The sequence below is a fragment of the Pelistega indica genome (assembly GCF_000506865.1).
GTDB lineage: Bacteria > Pseudomonadota > Gammaproteobacteria > Burkholderiales > Burkholderiaceae_B > Taylorella > Taylorella indica.
In genome coordinates, this window is the sequence record NZ_AYSV01000066.1 from 23,236 (window position 1) to 41,962 (window position 18,727).

Here is an 18,727-nt window from a genome sequence, read left to right on the forward strand (position 1 = left end):
TGGGGATTAAAAATGAATAAGGTTGTTAAACATTAACAGTACATAAGCTGATAAATAGTTTGACTATAAACCTATCTACACCCTTATATGGATGTTAACTATTAACTTTTTCTACTAACAGATAAAGCACTAAAACTTTGCGCAACTGGCATAATCTCAATGGCATTAATATTGACATGTGGCGGTTGCTGATTTAACCATAGCACGATATCTGCAATATTCTCAGGGGTAACATAATCCACATTAGCATAAGTTTTTTGAACTCGCTCCGTATCACCTTTGAAACGCACATTAGAGAACTCTGTACCGCCACATAGACCTGGCTCTACATTACTTACGCGTATAGCCGTACCAGCCAAGTCTGCACGTAAATTTAAACTAAATTGTCTCACAAATGCTTTGGTGGCCCCATAAATATTTCCGCCTGGATAAGGGTAAGTACCTGCTGTAGAGCCAAGGTTAATAATATGACCATGGTTACGCTCAACCATTTGAGGCAATAATAATTTAGTAACTAAGGCTAAACCTTTGGCATTTGTATCAATCATCGTTTCCCAATCATCTAAGCTGGCTTTCTCTGCCGGGTCTAACCCTAAGGCTAAACCAGCATTATTTACCAACACATCAACCGATTTCCACTCAACTGGCAAACTAGCAATGGCTTTTTCACATCCAGCACGATCAGTCACATCAAAGACTAATGGTAAAAAATTATCCCCTAACTCTTGATGTAAAGCAGCTAATTTTTCAGCACGACGTGCTGCACCAATCACTCGATAACCTGCGTTAACAAAAGCACGGCAAATAGCCGCCCCAAAGCCTGCTGTCGCTCCTGTCACAAATGCTATTTGGCTCATTGTATCTCCTTAATTATTCACTATTACTCAGTAAAAAATGTATTACTTTTTCTCTAATACGGCCGCAAAAAAACCATCTGTACCATGTACATCAGGACGTAATTTAAGCATTCCATCTACAGATGTTAAGCCTGATGGCATTCTATCTCCTAATACTTGCTCAATTGATACCAACGAAAAGTCTGGATGTGTGGCTAAAAATGCCTGCACTTGTTGTTCATTCTCTTGTGGCAATAAACTACATGTTGAGTAAATTAAACGTCCTCCAGACGTAATACAACGAGCAGCACTCGTTAAAATCTTCGCCTGCAATTGTGTAAGCTCTACCAAATCTTCTGGTGTTTGACGCCATTTCAAATCAGGATTTCGACGTAATGTACCTGTCCCTGAACATGGAGCATCCACTAACACTCGATTTGCTTTTCCCATTAATCGCTTAACACGCACATCATTTTCATTGTCAATTTGAATACACGTCACATTTGATAGGCCAGAGCGTGCGATACGAGGCTTAGCTTTTGCCAATCTAGCACCCGATACATCAAAGGCATATAAACGCCCTTGTGAACGCATCATAGCACCTATCAATAATGTTTTACCCCCCGCCACCTGCACAAAAATCAATCACCATGTCACTGCGTCTTGGACTGACTAACATACACAGCAATTGGCTTCCCTCATCCTGTACTTCTAGCTCACCTTTTTCAAATGCTTCCCAACGATTAATCGCTGGTTTTCCATCAAAGCGAATACCATAAGGAGAAAAAGGCGTAGGGCTAATAGTGAATTTACTTAACGTTTCATCCGCTTTAAGCTTAGTCAATACATCATCGCGCCCTACTTTTAAAGGATTAACTCGTAAATCCAAAGGAGCTTTAGTATTCAATGCTGTTAATAAGCTTTCCGCTTGATCTTGCTTATTTAATTCTGCGTATAGCCAATCAGGCTGACTAAAACGCACCATTGGAGGAATACTAGATACATTAATTTGTAAAACACGATTTAGCCAATCTTGCTGAGCAGCCTCTAACACAGCGATAACGGGTTCCTTACCTACTGTATTGACTAGGCCTAAAATAGCTAAACGCTGATTCGCAGGTCCTACCCCACTTTCTGCATAATGACGATAGCGACGTAGGTGGCGCATCACATCAAACACAGCTTCGGCAACTTCCCCACGATCACGCCCGCCCAATTGACGATTTTCTTTAAACCAAGCAGACAATACAGAATCAGCAGGAAAACGAAATTTAAGCACTTTATCCAAAACATCTGCTATCTGAATAATACGTTGTTGCAGTATAGGTAATTTTGCCACTGGAACACTCGTTTTTTGGTGACGTTTGGAAGTATTGGTTGAGCGGGAATTATTAGAATAAGTACGCCTAGTCATTATCAATTAATCAAAGAAAATTTAAGATTGTTTATTATAGTGGAATATAGTATTTATCGCTTGCTCTAGATCAAATACCTGTTGAGACAAGTACAGCAAACAAATTCGTTAAACTTGGATCTATGAAGCACTAATATCCTCATGGACAAAAAGTGTTTTAACTGGCTCTTGGTACACCACTTTCTTCTCATCATTCACTTGAAGTAAATCTCTCGCTAAATAATCCACCACAGCAGGAAATACTTGATGCTCCATACCCAATACACGTGCAGCTAAAGCATCAGCATCATCGTTAGCAAGTACTGGCACAATAGCCTGTGCAATAATTGGTCCCTCATCCAATACAGGTGTTACAAAATGCACCGTGCAACCATGAATTTTGACACCGTCAGCAATCGCTCTATCATGCGTATCAAGTCCTGTAAAACTTGGTAGTAAAGAAGGATGAATATTGACTAATTTACCAGGAAAAGCATCCACAAAAATAGGTGTCAAAATACGCATAAACCCAGCGAGCAATACATAGTCAGGTTGATAACTTTGTACTAACTCTTTTAAGTGCTTATCATATTCTTCTCTTACTGGATAATCTTTATGTAATAATTCGGCTGTTGGAACACCTTGTTCAGCAGCCCAAACCGTTCCTGCACTATTAGCTTTATGCGAAATCACGGCAGCAATCTCAATATCGGCACGTTTTTTTGCCATCTGGACAATAGCTTGCATATTAGATCCCCTTCCTGAGATTAAAATAACGAATCGTTTAGGGGCTTGTTTTTGTGCTGACATGATAATCTCCTACAAATTAATTATAGAAATTGTAAACTGTTAAGCGTGAAAAATTCTATTAAACTTTATCGTAATCAAAAAGCCATCTCACCGACAGCCTTAACCATAGGTAACTTTGACGGTGTGCATATTGGTCATCAGCATTTACTGTCTCATGTTGTTACAGAGGCGAGTAAACGTCAGCTCGTGCCTAGCGTACTTACTTTTACACCACATCCCAGAGAATATTTTGGCCTAAAAGAACAACGCCCTGAGCTAATCCCTACTCGCATTTCGACATTACGTGACAAAAGCTATGCACTATTCTGCCAAGGTATTGAGGCTATTTATTTAAAAAATTTTGATGCAGAAATGGCACAAATGTCTCCTCAGCAATTTATAGAGGAGATTCTGATTAAACAATTACAAGTTAAATACCTTTTTGTGGGCGAAGACTTTAAATTTGGGCATCGTCGCTCAGGCAATATTCAACTACTCACAGAGGCTGGCCTGCATTATGGTTTTGAAGTAGAAACCATGAAGGATATTCTAGATAATAACCATATTCGCTACTCTAGTACAGAGTTACGTCAAGCATTGGTATTTGGCAAAATTGAAAAAGCCAATGCCATTCTTGGACGTCCATACACTATTAGTGGTCATGTAATTCATGGCAAAAAAATTGGACGAACTATTGGAGTTCCTACCTTAAATATTCCTGTTATGCCACGCTGTGCCTTGCGTTCAGGCGTGTATATTGTGCAAGTTGAAGGATTATCTGAACAACCCTTACCTGCAATTGCTAGCTTAGGTGTTCGTCCTACGTTAGAAACCAATGGCGAAGTGTTACTTGAAGTACATATTCTGCATCATTCTTGCTCAGCTTACGGTAAAATCGTAACTATTGCCTTTCTTCAATATATTAGAGACGAAGAAAAATTCCCTGATTTATTGACAATGAAGGCGACTATTCAAAAAGATATCGATATCACACAACATTATTTTGACCATCATGGATTATAAAAATACCTTAAATTTACCTGAAACGAACTTCCCGATGCGTGGTAACTTATCACAACGCGAACCAAAATGGGTTGCAGAATGGGAAGAAAATAAAGTTTATGAAGCCATTCGCGAAGCGAGTAAAGGGCGTCCTAAATTTATTCTACATGACGGCCCTCCTTACGCGAATGGTGATATCCATATTGGTCATGCGGTCAATAAAGTATTAAAAGACATTATTATTAAAAGTAAAAGCATGGCAGGTTTTGACGCACCTTATGTTCCTGGCTGGGACTGTCATGGTATGCCTATCGAAATCCAAATTGAAAAACAATTTGGTAAGCATTTACCTGTTGCGGAAGTACAAGCCAAAGCCCGTGCGTATGCACATGAACAAATTGAACGCCAACGTAAGGACTTTAAACGTTTAGGTGTTCTTGGTGAGTGGGCTAACCCTTATTTAACGATGAATTATGCCAATGAAGCAAACGAAATTCGTGCACTTGCTGGCATTTTAGAAAAAGGTTATGTATTTAGAGGGTTAAAGCCTGTTAACTGGTGCTTTGACTGTCAATCTGCTCTTGCTGAAGCGGAAGTTGAATATCAAGACCGTAAAGACCCTACCATTGATGTCGCTTTCCGTTTTGCAGAAAAAGAAAAACTAGCGAAGGCTTTTCGTATAGACAGCATTGCCGACGGAGCCGTGGTGATTTGGACAACAACACCATGGACAATTCCCGCCAACCAAGCATTAAATGTTCACCCTGAATTAGACTATGTGTTAGTGGAATTAAACGAAGCATTACCTACCGGTAAATTATTACTCCTTGCCAAAGATCGCTATGAAGCTTGCTTAGCTCAGTGGAAATTAGAAGGCTCTGTGATTGCCACAACTAAAGGCTCTACTTTAAATAATATCGCTTTTGAACATCCTTTAAGTCGTGCTGATGAAGGCTTCAATCGCTTATCACCTATTTATCTAGCTGACTATGTCACCATTGATACAGGTACTGGTATTGTTCACTCGGCTCCTGCTTATGGTGTAGAAGACTTTATCTCTTGTAAAGCTCATGGTATTACAGATGAACAAATTCTTAACCCTGTGATGGGTAATGGTCAATATATCAGTTCTTTACCGCTATTTGGTGGTTTAAATATTTGGGATGCTAATCCCAAAATCGTGGAAACATTGCGCCATATTGGCACTCTGATCCAAACAAAAATACTAAACCATAGTTATATGCATTGCTGGCGTCATAAAACACCTGTTATTTACCGTGCTACAAGCCAATGGTTTGCAGGTATGGATGTTACACCAAATGATGGCTCAGGTACATTACGTGAAAAAGCATTAAAAGCCGTAGAAGATACTAACTTCTTCCCTGCTTGGGGTCGTGCCCGTTTACACGCCATGATTGCCAATCGCCCTGACTGGACGTTATCGCGTCAACGTCAATGGGGTGTACCTATGGCGTTTTTTGTCCACAAAGAAACAGGTGAATTACATCCTCGTACAGTAGAGCTATTAGAACAAATTGCTCAACGTGTCGAAAAAGAAGGGATTGAAGCATGGCAAAAAATTGAGCCTCAAGACTTATTACCCGCCGATGAAGCAAGTCAATATGAAAAAAATCGTGATACCTTAGATGTCTGGTTTGATTCTGGCACAACACACTTTACCGTATTAGGTGGACAACAACATGACTGCCAAGGCTCTCATGCTGATACGCTTGCTTGGCCTGCTGATTTATATCTAGAAGGTTCTGACCAACATCGTGGTTGGTTTCATTCTTCATTATTAACATCATCCATGTTATACGGTCGTGCACCCTACAATGCCTTATTAACCCATGGCTTTGTTGTAGATGGTGATGGCCGTAAGATGAGTAAGTCATTAGGTAATGTCATCGCACCACAAAAAATTTCCGACACATTAGGTGCTGAAATTATCCGTCTATGGGCTGCCTCTACTGACTATTCGGGTGAACTATCTATCTCCGACCAAATTTTAAAACGTGTCGTCGAAAGTTATCGCCGTATCCGTAATACTCTGTACTTCTTATTAGGTAATTTAAACGATTTTGATGCCTCTAAAGATTTGGTACCTCAAGATAAGCTTCTTGAAGTAGATCAATATGCCTTAGTCATTACTAAGAATATGCAAGCACAAATTCTAGCCAATTATGAAAAATATGAGTTTCATCCTGCTGTTGCTAGACTACAAATTTTCTGCTCAGAAGATTTAGGCGCATTCTATCTTGATATGCTCAAAGATCGTTTGTACACAACTGGCAAAAATAGTTTAGCTCGTCGTTCAGCTCAAACAGCGCTGTACTATATCACGATGACTATGGTCAAACTTATGGCGCCTATTCTATCCTTTACGGCTGAAGAGGCATGGGGTGAAATGCGTCAAACTTTCCTTAAAAACACATCTTTAGCTAATAAAATTACTGTATTTACTGAGCTATATGAAGAAGTGCCTACATTTACTCAACAAAATGAGCTAATGCAAAAATGGCAACGTTTATTAGAAATTCGTACCTTATTAAATAAAGAATTGGAGAATAAGCGTAGCGAAGGTATTATTGGTGCTTCTTTACAAGCTGAAGTTGCTCTTCAAGCCAATGCCAACGATGTTGCTCTACTAAATAGCTTAGGTCAAGATTTGCGTTTTGTCTTTATGGTTTCTAGCATTCGTGTCTCTCAAGGTAGTGGCGATGAGCCAACTTTTAGTATTCATGCATCTAGCCATACTAAGTGTGAGCGTTGCTGGCATTACACCGATGACGTAGGATCAGACAAAGATCATCCAAGTATTTGCGGTCGCTGTAGTAGTAATTTATTTGGTGATGGAGAGTCAAGACAATATGCCTAATCCAGCAAAACCATACCGTTTTTGGATTATTCTTGCCAGTCTTTTTATCGTTCTAGATCAACTATCGAAATTATATTTTGAACATAATTTTGAGTTTCTAGAACGCAAAAATATTTTACCCTTTTTTGACTTTATTCTTGTCTATAATAAGGGAGCTGCCTTCAGTATGGCGGCAGATGCTGGTGGTTGGCAACGTTGGTTCTTTATTGTGTTAGCTATTGGGGCAAGTGGCTTTATTTTGTATTTATTAAAAAAACACAAAACGGATACCTTTTTTTGCTTTGCACTAAGCCTTATTTTAGCGGGAGCACTAGGCAATGTTATTGACCGTATTGCTTATGGTCATGTTATTGATTTTCTGCTCTTTTATTGGGAAAACTGGCAATATTACTTCCCTGCTTTTAATCTTGCAGATTGCTTTATTACAGTAGGTGCAACCCTAATTATTATTGAGGAATTATTTTTTTCTAAAAAGAAAAGTAAGGAATTAGCATGAGACTTCAAGGGAAACGCATTGTCTTAGGGTTAACAGGAGGTATCGCTTGCTATAAAAGCGCAGAGCTTTGCCGACGATTGATGGATCAAGGCGCTACTGTAACAGTAGTGATGACTGAAGCCGCCACTCACTTTATTACACCCACCACAATGCAAGCCCTCAGTGGACAAGCTGTGTTTACCCAAACACAAGATGCCCGTATGGCAAATAGCATGGCCCATATCAACCTTAGCCGCCAAGCTGATTTAATTATCATTGCCCCCTGTAGCGCAGACTTTATGGCAAAACTTGGAAATGGTTTTGCCGATGACTTACTATCAACCTTATGCCTTGCTCGTGGCAATTGCCCTTTAGCTATTGCCCCCGCTATGAATAAAGAAATGTGGTCAAACCCGGCTACACAACGCAATCTTGACCGTATAACACAAGATGGTATTGCTGTTTGGGGACCTGGTCATGGTAGTCAAGCTTGCGGAGAGTTTGGTGATGGTCGTATGCTTGAGGTACCGCAATTAATTGCTGAAACACTTGCTTTTTTTAGTACCAAATATTTACTCAATAAAAAGATCTTAATAACGGCAGGACCCACTGAAGAGCCTATAGACCCCGTTCGTGTCATTACAAACAAATCATCTGGCAAAATGGGCTATGCAATTGCCGAAGCCGCCTTTAATGCCGGTGCAAGCGTATATATGGTCTCTGGCCCCACTCAATTAGCAACACCTTATGGTGTCACAACAGAATTTGTGAATACAGCAAGAGAGATGTACCAAGCTGTCATGAAACAAGTCTATGATTCAGACATTTTCATTAGTGTTGCTGCCGTGGCTGATTGGTATGTCAGTAATTATTCAGATCAAAAACAAAAGAAACAACATCAAGATGGGCTTAAACTAGAGTTTGCTCCTAATCCAGACATACTCGCTGAAGTTGCTGCACTTGATAATGGTCCTTGGTGCGTGGGATTTGCCGCAGAGACAGAAAATCTATCCGACTATGCTCAGGCAAAACGCAAACGCAAAAATGTCCCTTTATTAGTTGGTAATCTTGCACAAAATGTCATGAATGCTGATGAAACTACCATGATTTTATTTGATGAGCATGGTGAAGAACCTTTGCCAACCACCAGTAAAACACTTGCTGCACAATATCTTATTCAAGCCATTGCAAAACGCTTGCCTTCCATTAAATAAATTGGCTCAAGACAATGCAAGAATACATCGATTTACTAAATCAATTCATTGCCAATAATCAAGAATGGGCGGGTCCAATTACTGGTTTATTATGCTTTGGTGAGTCTTTAATTATTATCGGCTTAATGATTCCAGCAACAGCCATCTTGATTTTTACTGGTGCCTTAATTGGGGTAGGTACTTTAGATTCCTGGCCAATACTAATTTGGGGATTTATTGGTTCCATTATTGGCGATACCGTTTCCTATTATATAGGTCGCTCCTTAGGATGGGAAATTACCCGAAAACCTGTGTTCTTAAAGCATAGAGGTTTTTTTATTCACTCTCGCTTATTCTTTAAAAAATATGGAACTTTATCAGTTTTCTTCGGACGTTTCATGGGGCCAGTACGATCAACGATGCCCACTGTCGCAGGGATTATGAATCTAGAACCTTTTAGATTTCAGTTGGCTAATTTTTTATCAGCACTTGTCTGGTTACCTGTGATGCTAGCTCCTGGATTTTTTTCAGCTAAAGGTACACAGGCTATTGCTGAAAAATCACACTCTAGTTTTAGTGAAATATTTACTATTTTCTCAGTCATTTCAGGTATTGGTTTAGTGATTTATTTATTTTGGCCACACAAGACACCTGAAAAGAAAAACAAACGACACCGTCATAACACGGCTATTAAGCAAAAGGATTCGCATGAAAGTTGATTTAAAAATTCTTGATGAACGTATCAAAGAGCAATTACCTGCTTATGCTACTACTGGCTCCGCTGGTCTAGATTTACGTGCTTGCTTAGAAGATGCCATTGTGATTGAGCCAGGTCAAACTGTCTTAGTACCAACCGGTTTGGCGATTCATCTTGCTGACCCTGGTTATGCCGCTATCATTTTGCCTCGTTCTGGTCTTGGTCACAAGCATGGTATTGTGCTAGGTAATTTAGTCGGTCTGATTGACTCAGATTATCAAGGTCAATTAATGGTTTCTATTTGGAATCGTGGTCAAACACCATTTACATTAGAGCCTTTAGAGCGTATGGCACAATTAGTGATTGTTCCAGTGCAACAAGTTGAATTCAATCTTGTTGAAGACTTTGATGCAAGTACTCGTGGTGAAGGTGGTTTCGGTAGTACTGGTCGTGGTTAGTTTAACTAAATAAGGATGAAAGCAATGAAAAAAATAGTCAGCCTACTAGCGTTATGCCTAAGCTGTGTCACAACAACAAATAGTTTGGCACAAAACAATTATCCTCATGATAACATTCATTTTGTTGTTCCTTATGCAGCAGGTGGTCCTTTGGATACCGTTGCTCGTTTACTAGGAGAAAAAGTACAAGCTGATTTAGGCCAACCGGTTATTGTTGAAAATAAAGCCGGTGCAGGTGGTAATGTGGGTATGTCTTATATGTTAAAACAAAAAGCGGATGGCTATACCCTTGCCATGGGCGCTGTTGCTACTATGGCTATTAATCCTTGGTTATATAGCAACATTCCATTTGATGCAAGCAAAGATTTTGCACCTGTTATTCTTCTATCTGATGTTCCTAATGTATTGATTATTAATAAAGAATTTGCAGATAAAGAAAAAATCAATTCAGCTAAAGACCTATTTGACTATATTAAAGCAAATCCTGGCAAGCTAACCTATGCTTCTGGTGGGGCTGGTAGTGCTGGTCATATTGCTGGTGAATTATTAAAAAACAAATTGCATCTGGAGATTGTACACGCCCCATTTCAAGGCGCAAACCCCGCTAAACTATCACTATTAGCCAATCAAACACAGATAATGTTTGACAATCTAGCATCGGCTCAAAGCCTAATTGCTGACGGAAAAGTGAAAGCACTTGCCGTCACCACAGCTAAACGTTCTAATTTTTTACCCGAAGTAGCAACAATGCAAGAGTTAGGTGTGGATGGTTTTGATATAGGTACTTGGTTTGGTGTAGTAGCCCCTGCTGGTACACCTAAAGATGTTATTGAAACCCTAAATAAAGCATATGCTAAAGCGATGATCGATGAATCTGTGAAAAAACAATTAAACACTATGGGCTCTGATCTAACTCCAAGTTCTGCAGCAGACTTTAAGGCCTTTGCAGAGAAAGAATATGCAAAATATAAAACAATTATTGAAGTTTCTAATATTAAAATTCAATAAGTTACAAAAAAAAAATCTTCTGTTAATTAACAGCTTTGGGGGATTAAACGACGTTAAATCCCCCAAATTTCTTTTAACCTCAACAAAAAATTCCGTTGTTGATTTTCTTTCAACAAAAAATTCGTATTCATTTAAAACAAGTTTCTTTATAATAAGCACCGTTTTCCACTCTGCATTCTTTTTATGAAGAAATCAGCAACAATTAGCTCATCATTTGGCTTAACATTAGGCGCCATTGGTGTTGTATATGGTGACATCGGTACCAGTGTTTTATATGCGGTAAAAGAAGTCTTTATTACGGGTCACGTCGCTTTTAATACTCAAAATATTTACGGTATTCTTTCTTTATTTACATGGACAATCACCTTTATTGTCAGCTTAAAATATATTGTCCTAGTTTTAAGGGCAGATAACAATGGCGAAGGTGGCTTGATTGCCATGTTGGCCTTAGCACTAAATGGTGTTAAAAATCGCCCCAACTTACATTCCATCATTCTGCTTGTTGGTATTTTTGGTACTTGTTTATTTTATGGGGATGGCGTTATTACTCCTGCCATTTCAGTTCTTTCTGCCGTTGAAGGATTAACCGTTTTCTCTCCCGAACTACACGAAGTAGTTATTCCTCTGACCTTAACAATTTTATTTAGCTTATTCTTTGTACAAAAATTCGGCACCAAAGGTATTGGGAAGTTTTTTGGTCCTATTATGTTGGTTTGGTTTATTTTAATTGCCGCACTTGGTATTTATCACATACTGTCGCACGTTGAAATTCTGTATGCCCTAAATCCTATTTATGCGATTTCTTTTATTCACCATAATCCTTCATTGTCCTTTATTTTACTTGGTGCTATTGTCCTTTGTGTAACTGGTGCTGAAGCTCTATATGCGGATATGGGGCATTTTGGTAAACAACCCATTCGTTTAGCATGGTTTACCATTGTAATGCCTGCTTTGATTCTTAATTATTTTGGACAGGGAGCCTTCTTACTCAATCATCCCGAAGCAAGTATCAATCCATTTTTCTTAATGATTCCGCATAGCTTACGTATCCCTATGATTGTAATGGCAACACTCGCTACAGTCATTGCATCACAAGCTTTAATCTCTGGCTCATTCAGTATTACCAAGCAAGTGATACAGCTGGGGCTACTTCCTAGAATGCGCGTCTTTTATACCAATATAAAAGAAACAGGACAAATTTATATTCCTATGATTAACTGGGGATTATTTTTGACCATTTGTTTTGCTGTCATTATGTTTAAGACTTCGAATGCCTTGGCAGCAGCTTATGGTATTGCCGTATGTACCGATATGCTAATTACTACCACACTAACCTATTTTGTCGTTAGATATGTATGGAATTATTCTATTTATATTTGCTTTGGTGTGACAGGACTGTTTTTTATAGTGGATTTATTGTTCTGGTCATCAAATTTACTCAAACTATTCCATGGCGGGTGGTTCCCTATCCTATTGGGGACAAGTATGTTTATTATGATGGTAACATGGCGTGATGGACAACAATTAGTTCATCGTGCTCATGTAACGACCAAGGTTGATTTAAAACAATTCCTTGATCAACTTTTTAATAGTTTTACCGCTAAACGCTTACAAAAAGTACTAAACGATACAGAAACTAAAATTCAACTGTTAGGGACGCCTCCTGAAAGTGCTATGCACGAAAACTTTTTAGAATTACAATCTCAGCATCTTGCCTTACAAGAAAAACTGGATTGTCATACCGACTATCATACACTTTTTAACAATATTCAACTAATCGATGGAGTAGCGGTCTTTCTGGTGGCTGAAGAAGATATCGTCCCCATTGCCTTAAAACAAAATCTAAAACATAATAAATGCCTACATAGAACTAATCTTTTTGTTACTGTTCAAATGCATGAAATTCCTTGGATTGGTCAACATAAACGGGCTAATGTCACCTATTTAGGACATAATTGCTGGAAAGTAGTACTAAATTTTGGATTTAAAAATGATATTGATATTCCAGAAGCACTACAAAATATTCAATCCTTTAATTTTGAGTTAAAGCCGTCTGAACTTAGTTATTACTTATCAAATGAAACAGTGATTGCTTCTGAGCATGTGGAAGGTATAGCATTATGGCGTGAAAAATTATTTGCTCATATGCATAGAAACGCTGGTGCAGCTGCAGAGTTCTTAAAATTGCCTAGCAATAACGTCGTTGAAATGCGTGCTAAAGTAGAGATCTAATGCCCCATTATAAAAAAAGGGAGTTATCACTTCGTGGTAACCCCCTTTAAAATAATCAACTCTCTTTTTTTGATTTTGACGTGCAGGCTTTCAATTTACTATTCATTCTGTTCATCACTAATAATCAAGTATGAAAGCCTGCACGCCGAAAACGTTCATTATTCACACATAAAAAAGGGAGTTATCACTTCCGTGGTAACTCCCTCATTTTATATTTTCAAACTACTATTTCTTCGCGTATTGGAACTTGCCGTCTTTAATTTCACCTAACACCGTTGCTCTATCATCAAATCCTTGATGGTCTTTCGCTGTAATATTGAATACGCCATTCGGTGCGGTAAGCTCTTTGGTTTGTTCAATTTCATCACGTAAAGCACGACGGAACTCAACTGTTCCTGGTTTGATACCTTTTTGTATAACTCGTGATGCTGCTTGGTCAGCAATCATCCAAGCACCATAGGCATCACCAGCAAATTGAGTCGCTGTATTTGCACCAAACTTAGCTTCATATTTTTGAGTAAAGTCTAAGGCCACTTTTTTAACAGGATTATCATCTGGCAATGTATGAGCTACTACGCCCGGACCTGTTGGGAATAATGTCCCTTCAACTGACTTACCCCCTACTTGTAAAAACTCTAATGTACCAATTCCATGAGTTTGATAGATTGGACCTTTGTAACCACGCTCTTTTAGTGTACGTGCAGGTAATACAGCTGGAGTTCCTGCACCAGCGATTAGAATAGCATCTGGTTTGGCAGCGATTAATTTCATTACCTGACCAACTACTGTCGTGTCTGTTCTTTGATAAGATTCACGTGCAATCACATTGATTTTACTATCAGCGACTTTATTAAATTCATTCCACCAATTTTCACCATATGAGTCTGCATAACCAATAAAAGCTATATTTTTATAGCCTTTCTTAAGCATATCCTCAACAAGTACTTTTGCCATTAAGGTATCGTTTTGTGGCATTTTGAACGCCCATTTACGACCAGGGTCATCAACAGGAACTACAATCGCAGCAGAGGCTGCTAGTGCAATCATTGGTGTTTCGGTTTCTTTTAACACATCTAAAAATGCTAATGCTGCTGCTGTCAAATTTGGACCCACGACCAAATCAACTTTATCCTCTAGCGTCAATTTACGTACATTTTTTACTGCACGACTAACATCAGAAGCATCATCAAGCACAATATAATTTAATTTTTCGCCACCTAAAGTCTTAGGCCATAACGAAATTGCATTTTGAGATTGAATACCAATCGCGGCAGCTGGGCCAGTCGTCGATAAATCAATACCGACATTAATATCTGCCAGTGCTAGTGTTGGGCAAACAAATGCACCAATAACACAAGAACTTAATAAATGCTTTTTCATAACTATTCCTTAGGAACTTAGGGATTAAAATTAAATGATTAAATACTTTAGTCATTGTATATGTTTACTACAATTTTCTCAATTCATAACACCCGTCAGTGTGAGTACATAGCTACGGATAACGATAATCTCATTCCATTAAATACCATATAATAAACACACTAATTACATACTATCAACACAAAAATACCATAAAAATACCCTATTCTTTTTGATAGGGTATTTCTTCTAAGAACTGATTAACATAAATAACGCTTTATTATTCTTTCTCAGATAATAAGGCTTCATTACCTGTTGAATTTACGGCAGGTGCATGAGGCTGAAAATCTAGTTTTAAAGAGTGGTCATCATTAATATCTACTTGCACTGAGCCACCATCAACCAATTTACCAAATAATAATTCTTCCGCTAAGGCTTTACGAATCATGTCTTGGATTAAACGTTGCATAGGTCTTGCCCCCATCACTGGATCAAAGCCTTTCTCTGCTAGATATTCTCTTAATTTATCCGAGAAAGTCGCTTCAACTTTCTTAACAGCTAATTGATTTTCTAGCTCTAATAAGAATTTATCCACAACACGCAGAATAATGTCTTGGGTTAATGGTGCAAATGGAATAATCGCATCTAAACGATTGCGGAATTCAGGGGTAAATAGACGTTTAATTTCCACCATTTCGTCCCCTGCTTGGCGACTATTATTAAATCCAATGGATTTACTATTAAGTAATTGTGCACCAGCATTGGTAGTCATAATAATCACGACATTTCGGAAATCCGCTTTACGACCATTATTATCAGTTAAAGAGCCATTATCCATTACCTGCAATAAAATATTGAAAATATCAGGATGAGCTTTTTCAATTTCATCCAACAATAAAACAGCATGTGGGTTTTTGGTAATTTGCTCTGTTAATAAGCCACCTTGGTCAAAGCCTACATAACCGGGAGGCGCGCCAATTAAACGAGATACAGCATGACGCTCCATATATTCTGACATATCAAAACGGATAAGCTCTACACCCAAAATCTGCGCTAACTGTTTTGCTACTTCTGTTTTACCCACACCAGTAGGACCGGAAAATAAGAATGAACCAATTGGTTTATCCAATTTACCTAAACCAGAACGTGACATTTTAATCACTGCTGTCAGTGCTTCAATAGCTTGATTTTGACCAAAAACCAAGGTTTTGAGATCGCGTTCTAGCGTTTGATAATTTATTAATATCATCTGAGGATACCGTTTGTGCAGGAATTTTAGCCATCTTACTAATAATGGCATCAATCTCAGCCTTACCAATAATTTTCTTTTGTTTCGATTTAGGTAATAAGCGTTGTGCTGCACCTGCCTCATCAATAACATCAATAGCCTTGTCAGGCAAATGTCTGTCATTCAAATAACGAGCAGATAACTCAGCCGCCGCTTCAAGTGCCGCATTCGCATATTTCACTTGATGATGTTCTTCAAAACGAGACTTTAGACCTTTTAAAATAGCAATTGTGTCATTGATAGAGGGTTCTTCAATATCAATCTTTTGGAAACGTCTTGATAAGGCATGATCTTTCTCAAAAATACCACGGTATTCTTTAAAGGTAGTTGCCCCCATACAACGTAAACGACCAGACGATAATGCAGGCTTCAATAAGTTTGAGGCATCCATGGAACTGCCCGAAGTTGAACCAGCCCCAATAATGGTATGAATTTCATCAACAAATAAAATGGCATTAGGCTTTTGTTCAATTTCTTTGAGTAAATTTTTTAACCGTTGCTCAAAATCACCTCGATATTTAGTACCTGCTAATAACACACCAATATCTAATCCATATACAACAGCATCCTTAAGAATCTCTGGTACAGCATTATCTATAATTCTTAATGCAAGTCCTTCGGCAATCGCTGTCTTACCGACGCCAGCCTCACCCACTAATAGGGGATTATTTTTGCGACGACGACATAACACTTGAATAACACGTTCAAGCTCTGCATCACGACCTATCAAGGGATCAATCTTGCCGTTTGCAGCTAATTCATTGTAATTAATCGTATAAAGTTCAAGTGCTGATTTTTTGTCCTTATCATCAGCTTGTTGCTTGTTATCGCCTTGTGCACTCACTGGCTCAGATTCACTTGGTCCATGGGCAATAAATTGGGTCACTTTTAAGCGCGTAATCCCTTGCTCTTCTAAAAAGAAGACAGCATGAGTATCTTTTTCTGAAAACATAGACGCAATAATATGTGCCCCGGTCACCCCCTCTCCTCGTTGTACCTTATCTCCTAGACTTAATACCGCACGTTGAATAATGCGTTGAAAACCTAACGTAGGCTGCACATCAAAATCCTTGGCGATAGCTTCCTCAGATAATTTAGGCGTATTCTCATCAATAAAGGCATCTAATTTTCGATATAGCGTAGGCAAATCAGCTCCACACCCCTCTAGCACAGCTTTAGCTGAAGGATTATCTAATAATGCTAACAATAAATGCTCTACTGTCAAAAATTCATGATGCGCCAATCTAGCCATCACAGAGGCTTTTTGCAAAGAAACCTCTAAATCCTGAGAAATCATACTATCTCCAAAACGAAGAACTCACTCACTAAGCTTGTTCCATCACACATAACAATGGATATTGATGCTCTCGTGAATAAGAATTAACCTGTGCCACCTTAGTGGCAGCAATATCTTTGGTATAAGTACCACAAATACCTTTACCTTTAAAATGCACTTCCAGCATAATCTGGGTCGCCTCATCTTCAGACTTATGAAAGAAAATTTTTAGTATATTTACTACAAAATCCATGGGCGTAAAGTCATCATTTAGCAAAACCACCACATACGGTGTAGGTGGTTTGACTTGTATAGACTGCTCAGTTGCAACACCAGTACTCATAATATAAGGTTAAAAAATTAAAATACAATCATCATCAAGGTTACCATTTTAACGATTTCTATCGTTTACTTACAGAGTATTAGTAGTTTCATGGATTGACGCCATGCAAAATCAGCTTTATATTCTGTGACATAACAACACTGTAACTAAAATTGAAGTGAGGAGACGTTATGTCTGAAAATGTAACAACAGAAACAACAAACAAACAATTAGGCACTGTTAAATGGTTTAATGATGCCAAAGGGTTTGGTTTCATTACTCCGGATGGTAGCTCAGAAGACCTTTTTGCACACTTTTCTGCCATTCAAATGTCTGGTTTCAAAACCCTAAAAGAAGGGCAACGCGTCAGTTTTGAACTAGCAGATGGCCCTAAGGGTAAACTAGCTCTTAATATTACCGAAGCTAAGTAATGTAATGTTGACTCCTATAAGCTATTTATAGGAATTTAAAAGAGCGTTAAGTTTTGACATAACAACTTCCTAACGCTCTTTTTAACCGCTACAATGACAATATCTTAACTTATTTCTGGTGGGTATTGTGTTCAAATCCTTTCTTAACTTGCTACGTTATGTTTCTCTTAGCAAACTTGCCCTTATTAGTTTAACTCCTGTCGCTTTTGCAGCAAATCTTACACTACATTCCCTAGATGACGTTATTAAACAACATAAGCTAACTTACCAAAGCACGCTAGAAATTAATTCTCATAGAATCAGCACTGAAGTTGTAGATAATAATCAAACCAGAGCACGTGGTCTCATGTTTAGAGCTTCTCTTCCCGCCGATGCTGGTATGCTTTTTGTATTTGATGATGAGAAAACACGCTGTTTTTGGATGAAAAATACATTTATTCCTCTATCCATTGCTTATATAAATGCCGAAGGCAAAATTATTGACATTAGAAACATGGAGCCACAGGATCAAACATCTATCTGTTCTGCTGAGCCTGCTAAGTTTGCCTTAGAAGTCAATCAAGGTTGGTTTGAAAAACACAAAGTCTCTATTGGTGATACTATTTGGGTAGTCAATACTAACTAATTGAGTACAATTAAAGATAACATAAGCCACTAACTCTTTTTTTTAAAGTTAAAGGTCACAATGATGAAAATACGCTATACTTTACTTGCACTATGTAGTACTTCCCTTATAAGTGCTTGCTCAACAACAGATCTTTTTGATAGTACGCCTCGCTATCCGCATCTAGTCACTACAATGGATAAAGAGCAAGCAAATATTCCTGTTAAATTTATTGCCTCTTGTCTACAAGAAAAATTAAAAGCAAAATATCCTGCTGCGAGCCTAACATATATCATGCAAAATTATTATGATGGAATGATTCCTGGTCCAGAGGCAGATAAACCTAGAGCTGTTTACGATATTTTTGGCTCTACAGATGATATTAATGGCAAAATTACACTTCAACAAGAGACACCGATTGACCCTGCACTAACAGAGTTATTCCGCTCTTGCTTAAGAAACTAAGAATGCCCAAATTGAGATGAT

At 38.3% G+C, this 18,727-nt stretch carries 14 protein-coding genes and 4 pseudogenes; 12 read left to right on the forward strand and 6 right to left on the reverse strand.

Annotated features, from left to right (window positions below; all coding sequences use genetic code 11):
* Positions 1–101 precede the first annotated feature (101 nt).
* From V757_RS19215 to purN, 3 genes and pseudogenes are all read right to left on the reverse strand, one after another.
* The gene (locus V757_RS19215) at positions 102–857 is read right to left on the reverse strand and encodes an SDR family oxidoreductase (RefSeq protein WP_023950152.1); all 756 of its coding nucleotides are present in this window, start codon (positions 855–857) and stop codon (positions 102–104) included.
* A 42-nt stretch (positions 858–899) separates the two neighbouring features.
* A pseudogene (locus tag V757_RS29905) lies at positions 900–2,136 on the reverse strand (RsmB/NOP family class I SAM-dependent RNA methyltransferase).
* Between the two features lie 234 nt (positions 2,137–2,370).
* Positions 2,371–3,039: a phosphoribosylglycinamide formyltransferase gene (gene purN, locus V757_RS19225; RefSeq protein ID WP_023950153.1), complete on the reverse strand. Its 669-nt coding sequence runs from the start codon at positions 3,037–3,039 to the stop codon at positions 2,371–2,373.
* Between the two features lie 45 nt (positions 3,040–3,084).
* Here purN and V757_RS19230 point away from each other — a divergent pair, with 45 nt between their 5' ends.
* The 9 genes and pseudogenes from V757_RS19230 to V757_RS29910 all read left to right on the forward strand — a co-directional run.
* Complete coding sequence (locus V757_RS19230) at positions 3,085–4,041, forward strand: bifunctional riboflavin kinase/FAD synthetase (RefSeq protein WP_023950155.1); 957 nt, start codon at positions 3,085–3,087, stop codon at positions 4,039–4,041.
* Complete coding sequence (ileS, locus tag V757_RS19235) at positions 4,031–6,898, forward strand: isoleucine--tRNA ligase (RefSeq protein ID WP_023950156.1); 2,868 nt, start codon at positions 4,031–4,033, stop codon at positions 6,896–6,898. Before V757_RS19230 ends, ileS begins: the two co-directional genes overlap by 11 nt.
* On the forward strand, positions 6,891–7,394 hold the full coding sequence (gene lspA / locus V757_RS19240) for a signal peptidase II (RefSeq protein WP_023950157.1): 504 nt from the start codon (positions 6,891–6,893) through the stop codon (positions 7,392–7,394). The genes ileS and lspA overlap by 8 nt, the downstream gene beginning before the upstream one ends.
* Complete coding sequence (gene coaBC / locus V757_RS19245; protein ID WP_023950158.1) at positions 7,391–8,587, forward strand: bifunctional phosphopantothenoylcysteine decarboxylase/phosphopantothenate--cysteine ligase CoaBC; 1,197 nt, start codon at positions 7,391–7,393, stop codon at positions 8,585–8,587. The genes lspA and coaBC overlap by 4 nt, the downstream gene beginning before the upstream one ends.
* Before the next feature lie 14 nt (positions 8,588–8,601).
* Complete coding sequence (locus tag V757_RS19250) at positions 8,602–9,285, forward strand: DedA family protein (protein WP_023950159.1); 684 nt, start codon at positions 8,602–8,604, stop codon at positions 9,283–9,285.
* Positions 9,275–9,721: a dUTP diphosphatase gene (gene dut, locus V757_RS19255; RefSeq protein WP_023950160.1), complete on the forward strand. Its 447-nt coding sequence runs from the start codon at positions 9,275–9,277 to the stop codon at positions 9,719–9,721. The genes V757_RS19250 and dut overlap by 11 nt, the downstream gene beginning before the upstream one ends.
* Before the next feature lie 24 nt (positions 9,722–9,745).
* Positions 9,746–10,729, forward strand: coding sequence for a Bug family tripartite tricarboxylate transporter substrate binding protein (locus V757_RS19260; protein WP_023950161.1), 984 nt, complete (start codon positions 9,746–9,748; stop codon positions 10,727–10,729).
* Positions 10,730–10,912: 183 nt separating this feature from the next.
* A pseudogene (locus V757_RS19265) lies at positions 10,913–12,304 on the forward strand (potassium transporter Kup); the annotation flags it as partial.
* A 195-nt stretch (positions 12,305–12,499) separates the two neighbouring features.
* Positions 12,500–12,961, forward strand: a pseudogene (locus V757_RS29910) (KUP/HAK/KT family potassium transporter); the annotation flags it as partial.
* Between the two features lie 225 nt (positions 12,962–13,186).
* On the opposite strand, the gene V757_RS19270 reads toward V757_RS29910, so the two are convergent.
* The 3 genes and pseudogenes from V757_RS19270 to clpS all read right to left on the reverse strand — a co-directional run bounded on the left by V757_RS19270 (position 13,187) and on the right by clpS (position 17,227).
* Positions 13,187–14,341, reverse strand: coding sequence for an ABC transporter substrate-binding protein (locus tag V757_RS19270; protein ID WP_023950163.1), 1,155 nt, complete (start codon positions 14,339–14,341; stop codon positions 13,187–13,189).
* Positions 14,342–14,600: 259 nt separating this feature from the next.
* A pseudogene (gene clpA, locus V757_RS19275) lies at positions 14,601–16,905 on the reverse strand (ATP-dependent Clp protease ATP-binding subunit ClpA).
* Between the two features lie 28 nt (positions 16,906–16,933).
* Entirely contained in the window at positions 16,934–17,227 is a 294-nt protein-coding gene (clpS, locus tag V757_RS19280; protein ID WP_023950164.1) for an ATP-dependent Clp protease adapter ClpS, read from the reverse strand.
* A gap of 170 nt (positions 17,228–17,397) precedes the next feature.
* Between clpS and V757_RS19285 the strand changes: the two genes are divergently transcribed.
* From V757_RS19285 to V757_RS19290, 3 genes are all read left to right on the forward strand, one after another.
* Positions 17,398–17,637, forward strand: coding sequence for a cold-shock protein (locus V757_RS19285; protein ID WP_023950165.1), 240 nt, complete (start codon positions 17,398–17,400; stop codon positions 17,635–17,637).
* Between the two features lie 127 nt (positions 17,638–17,764).
* A complete protein-coding gene (locus V757_RS28880; RefSeq protein ID WP_023950166.1) occupies positions 17,765–18,262 on the forward strand; it encodes a DUF192 domain-containing protein in 498 nt (165 codons plus the stop codon).
* Between the two features lie 60 nt (positions 18,263–18,322).
* Positions 18,323–18,706 carry a hypothetical protein gene (locus V757_RS19290; RefSeq protein ID WP_143000553.1) on the forward strand — a complete coding sequence of 128 codons (384 nt, stop codon included), beginning with the start codon at positions 18,323–18,325 and terminating at the stop codon, positions 18,704–18,706.
* Positions 18,707–18,727: the final 21 nt, after the last annotated feature.

Bases quoted from the DNA above. Each gene is read 5' to 3' on its own strand.
- V757_RS19250 (WP_023950159.1), top strand. From the start codon at position 8,602: ATGCAAGAATACATCGATTTACTAAATCAATTCATTGCCAATAATCAA.
- purN (WP_023950153.1), bottom strand. From the start codon at position 3,039: ATGTCAGCACAAAAACAAGCCCCTAAACGATTCGTTATTTTAATCTCA.
- V757_RS19290 (WP_143000553.1), top strand. From the start codon at position 18,323: ATGATGAAAATACGCTATACTTTACTTGCACTATGTAGTACTTCCCTT.
- V757_RS19260 (WP_023950161.1), top strand. From the start codon at position 9,746: ATGAAAAAAATAGTCAGCCTACTAGCGTTATGCCTAAGCTGTGTCACA.
- V757_RS19285 (WP_023950165.1), top strand. From the start codon at position 17,398: ATGTCTGAAAATGTAACAACAGAAACAACAAACAAACAATTAGGCACT.
- ileS (WP_023950156.1), top strand. From the start codon at position 4,031: ATGGATTATAAAAATACCTTAAATTTACCTGAAACGAACTTCCCGATG.
- lspA (WP_023950157.1), top strand. From the start codon at position 6,891: ATGCCTAATCCAGCAAAACCATACCGTTTTTGGATTATTCTTGCCAGT.
- clpS (WP_023950164.1), bottom strand. From the start codon at position 17,227: ATGAGTACTGGTGTTGCAACTGAGCAGTCTATACAAGTCAAACCACCT.
- dut (WP_023950160.1), top strand. From the start codon at position 9,275: ATGAAAGTTGATTTAAAAATTCTTGATGAACGTATCAAAGAGCAATTA.
- coaBC (WP_023950158.1), top strand. From the start codon at position 7,391: ATGAGACTTCAAGGGAAACGCATTGTCTTAGGGTTAACAGGAGGTATC.
- V757_RS19215 (WP_023950152.1), bottom strand. From the start codon at position 857: ATGAGCCAAATAGCATTTGTGACAGGAGCGACAGCAGGCTTTGGGGCG.
- V757_RS19270 (WP_023950163.1), bottom strand. From the start codon at position 14,341: ATGAAAAAGCATTTATTAAGTTCTTGTGTTATTGGTGCATTTGTTTGC.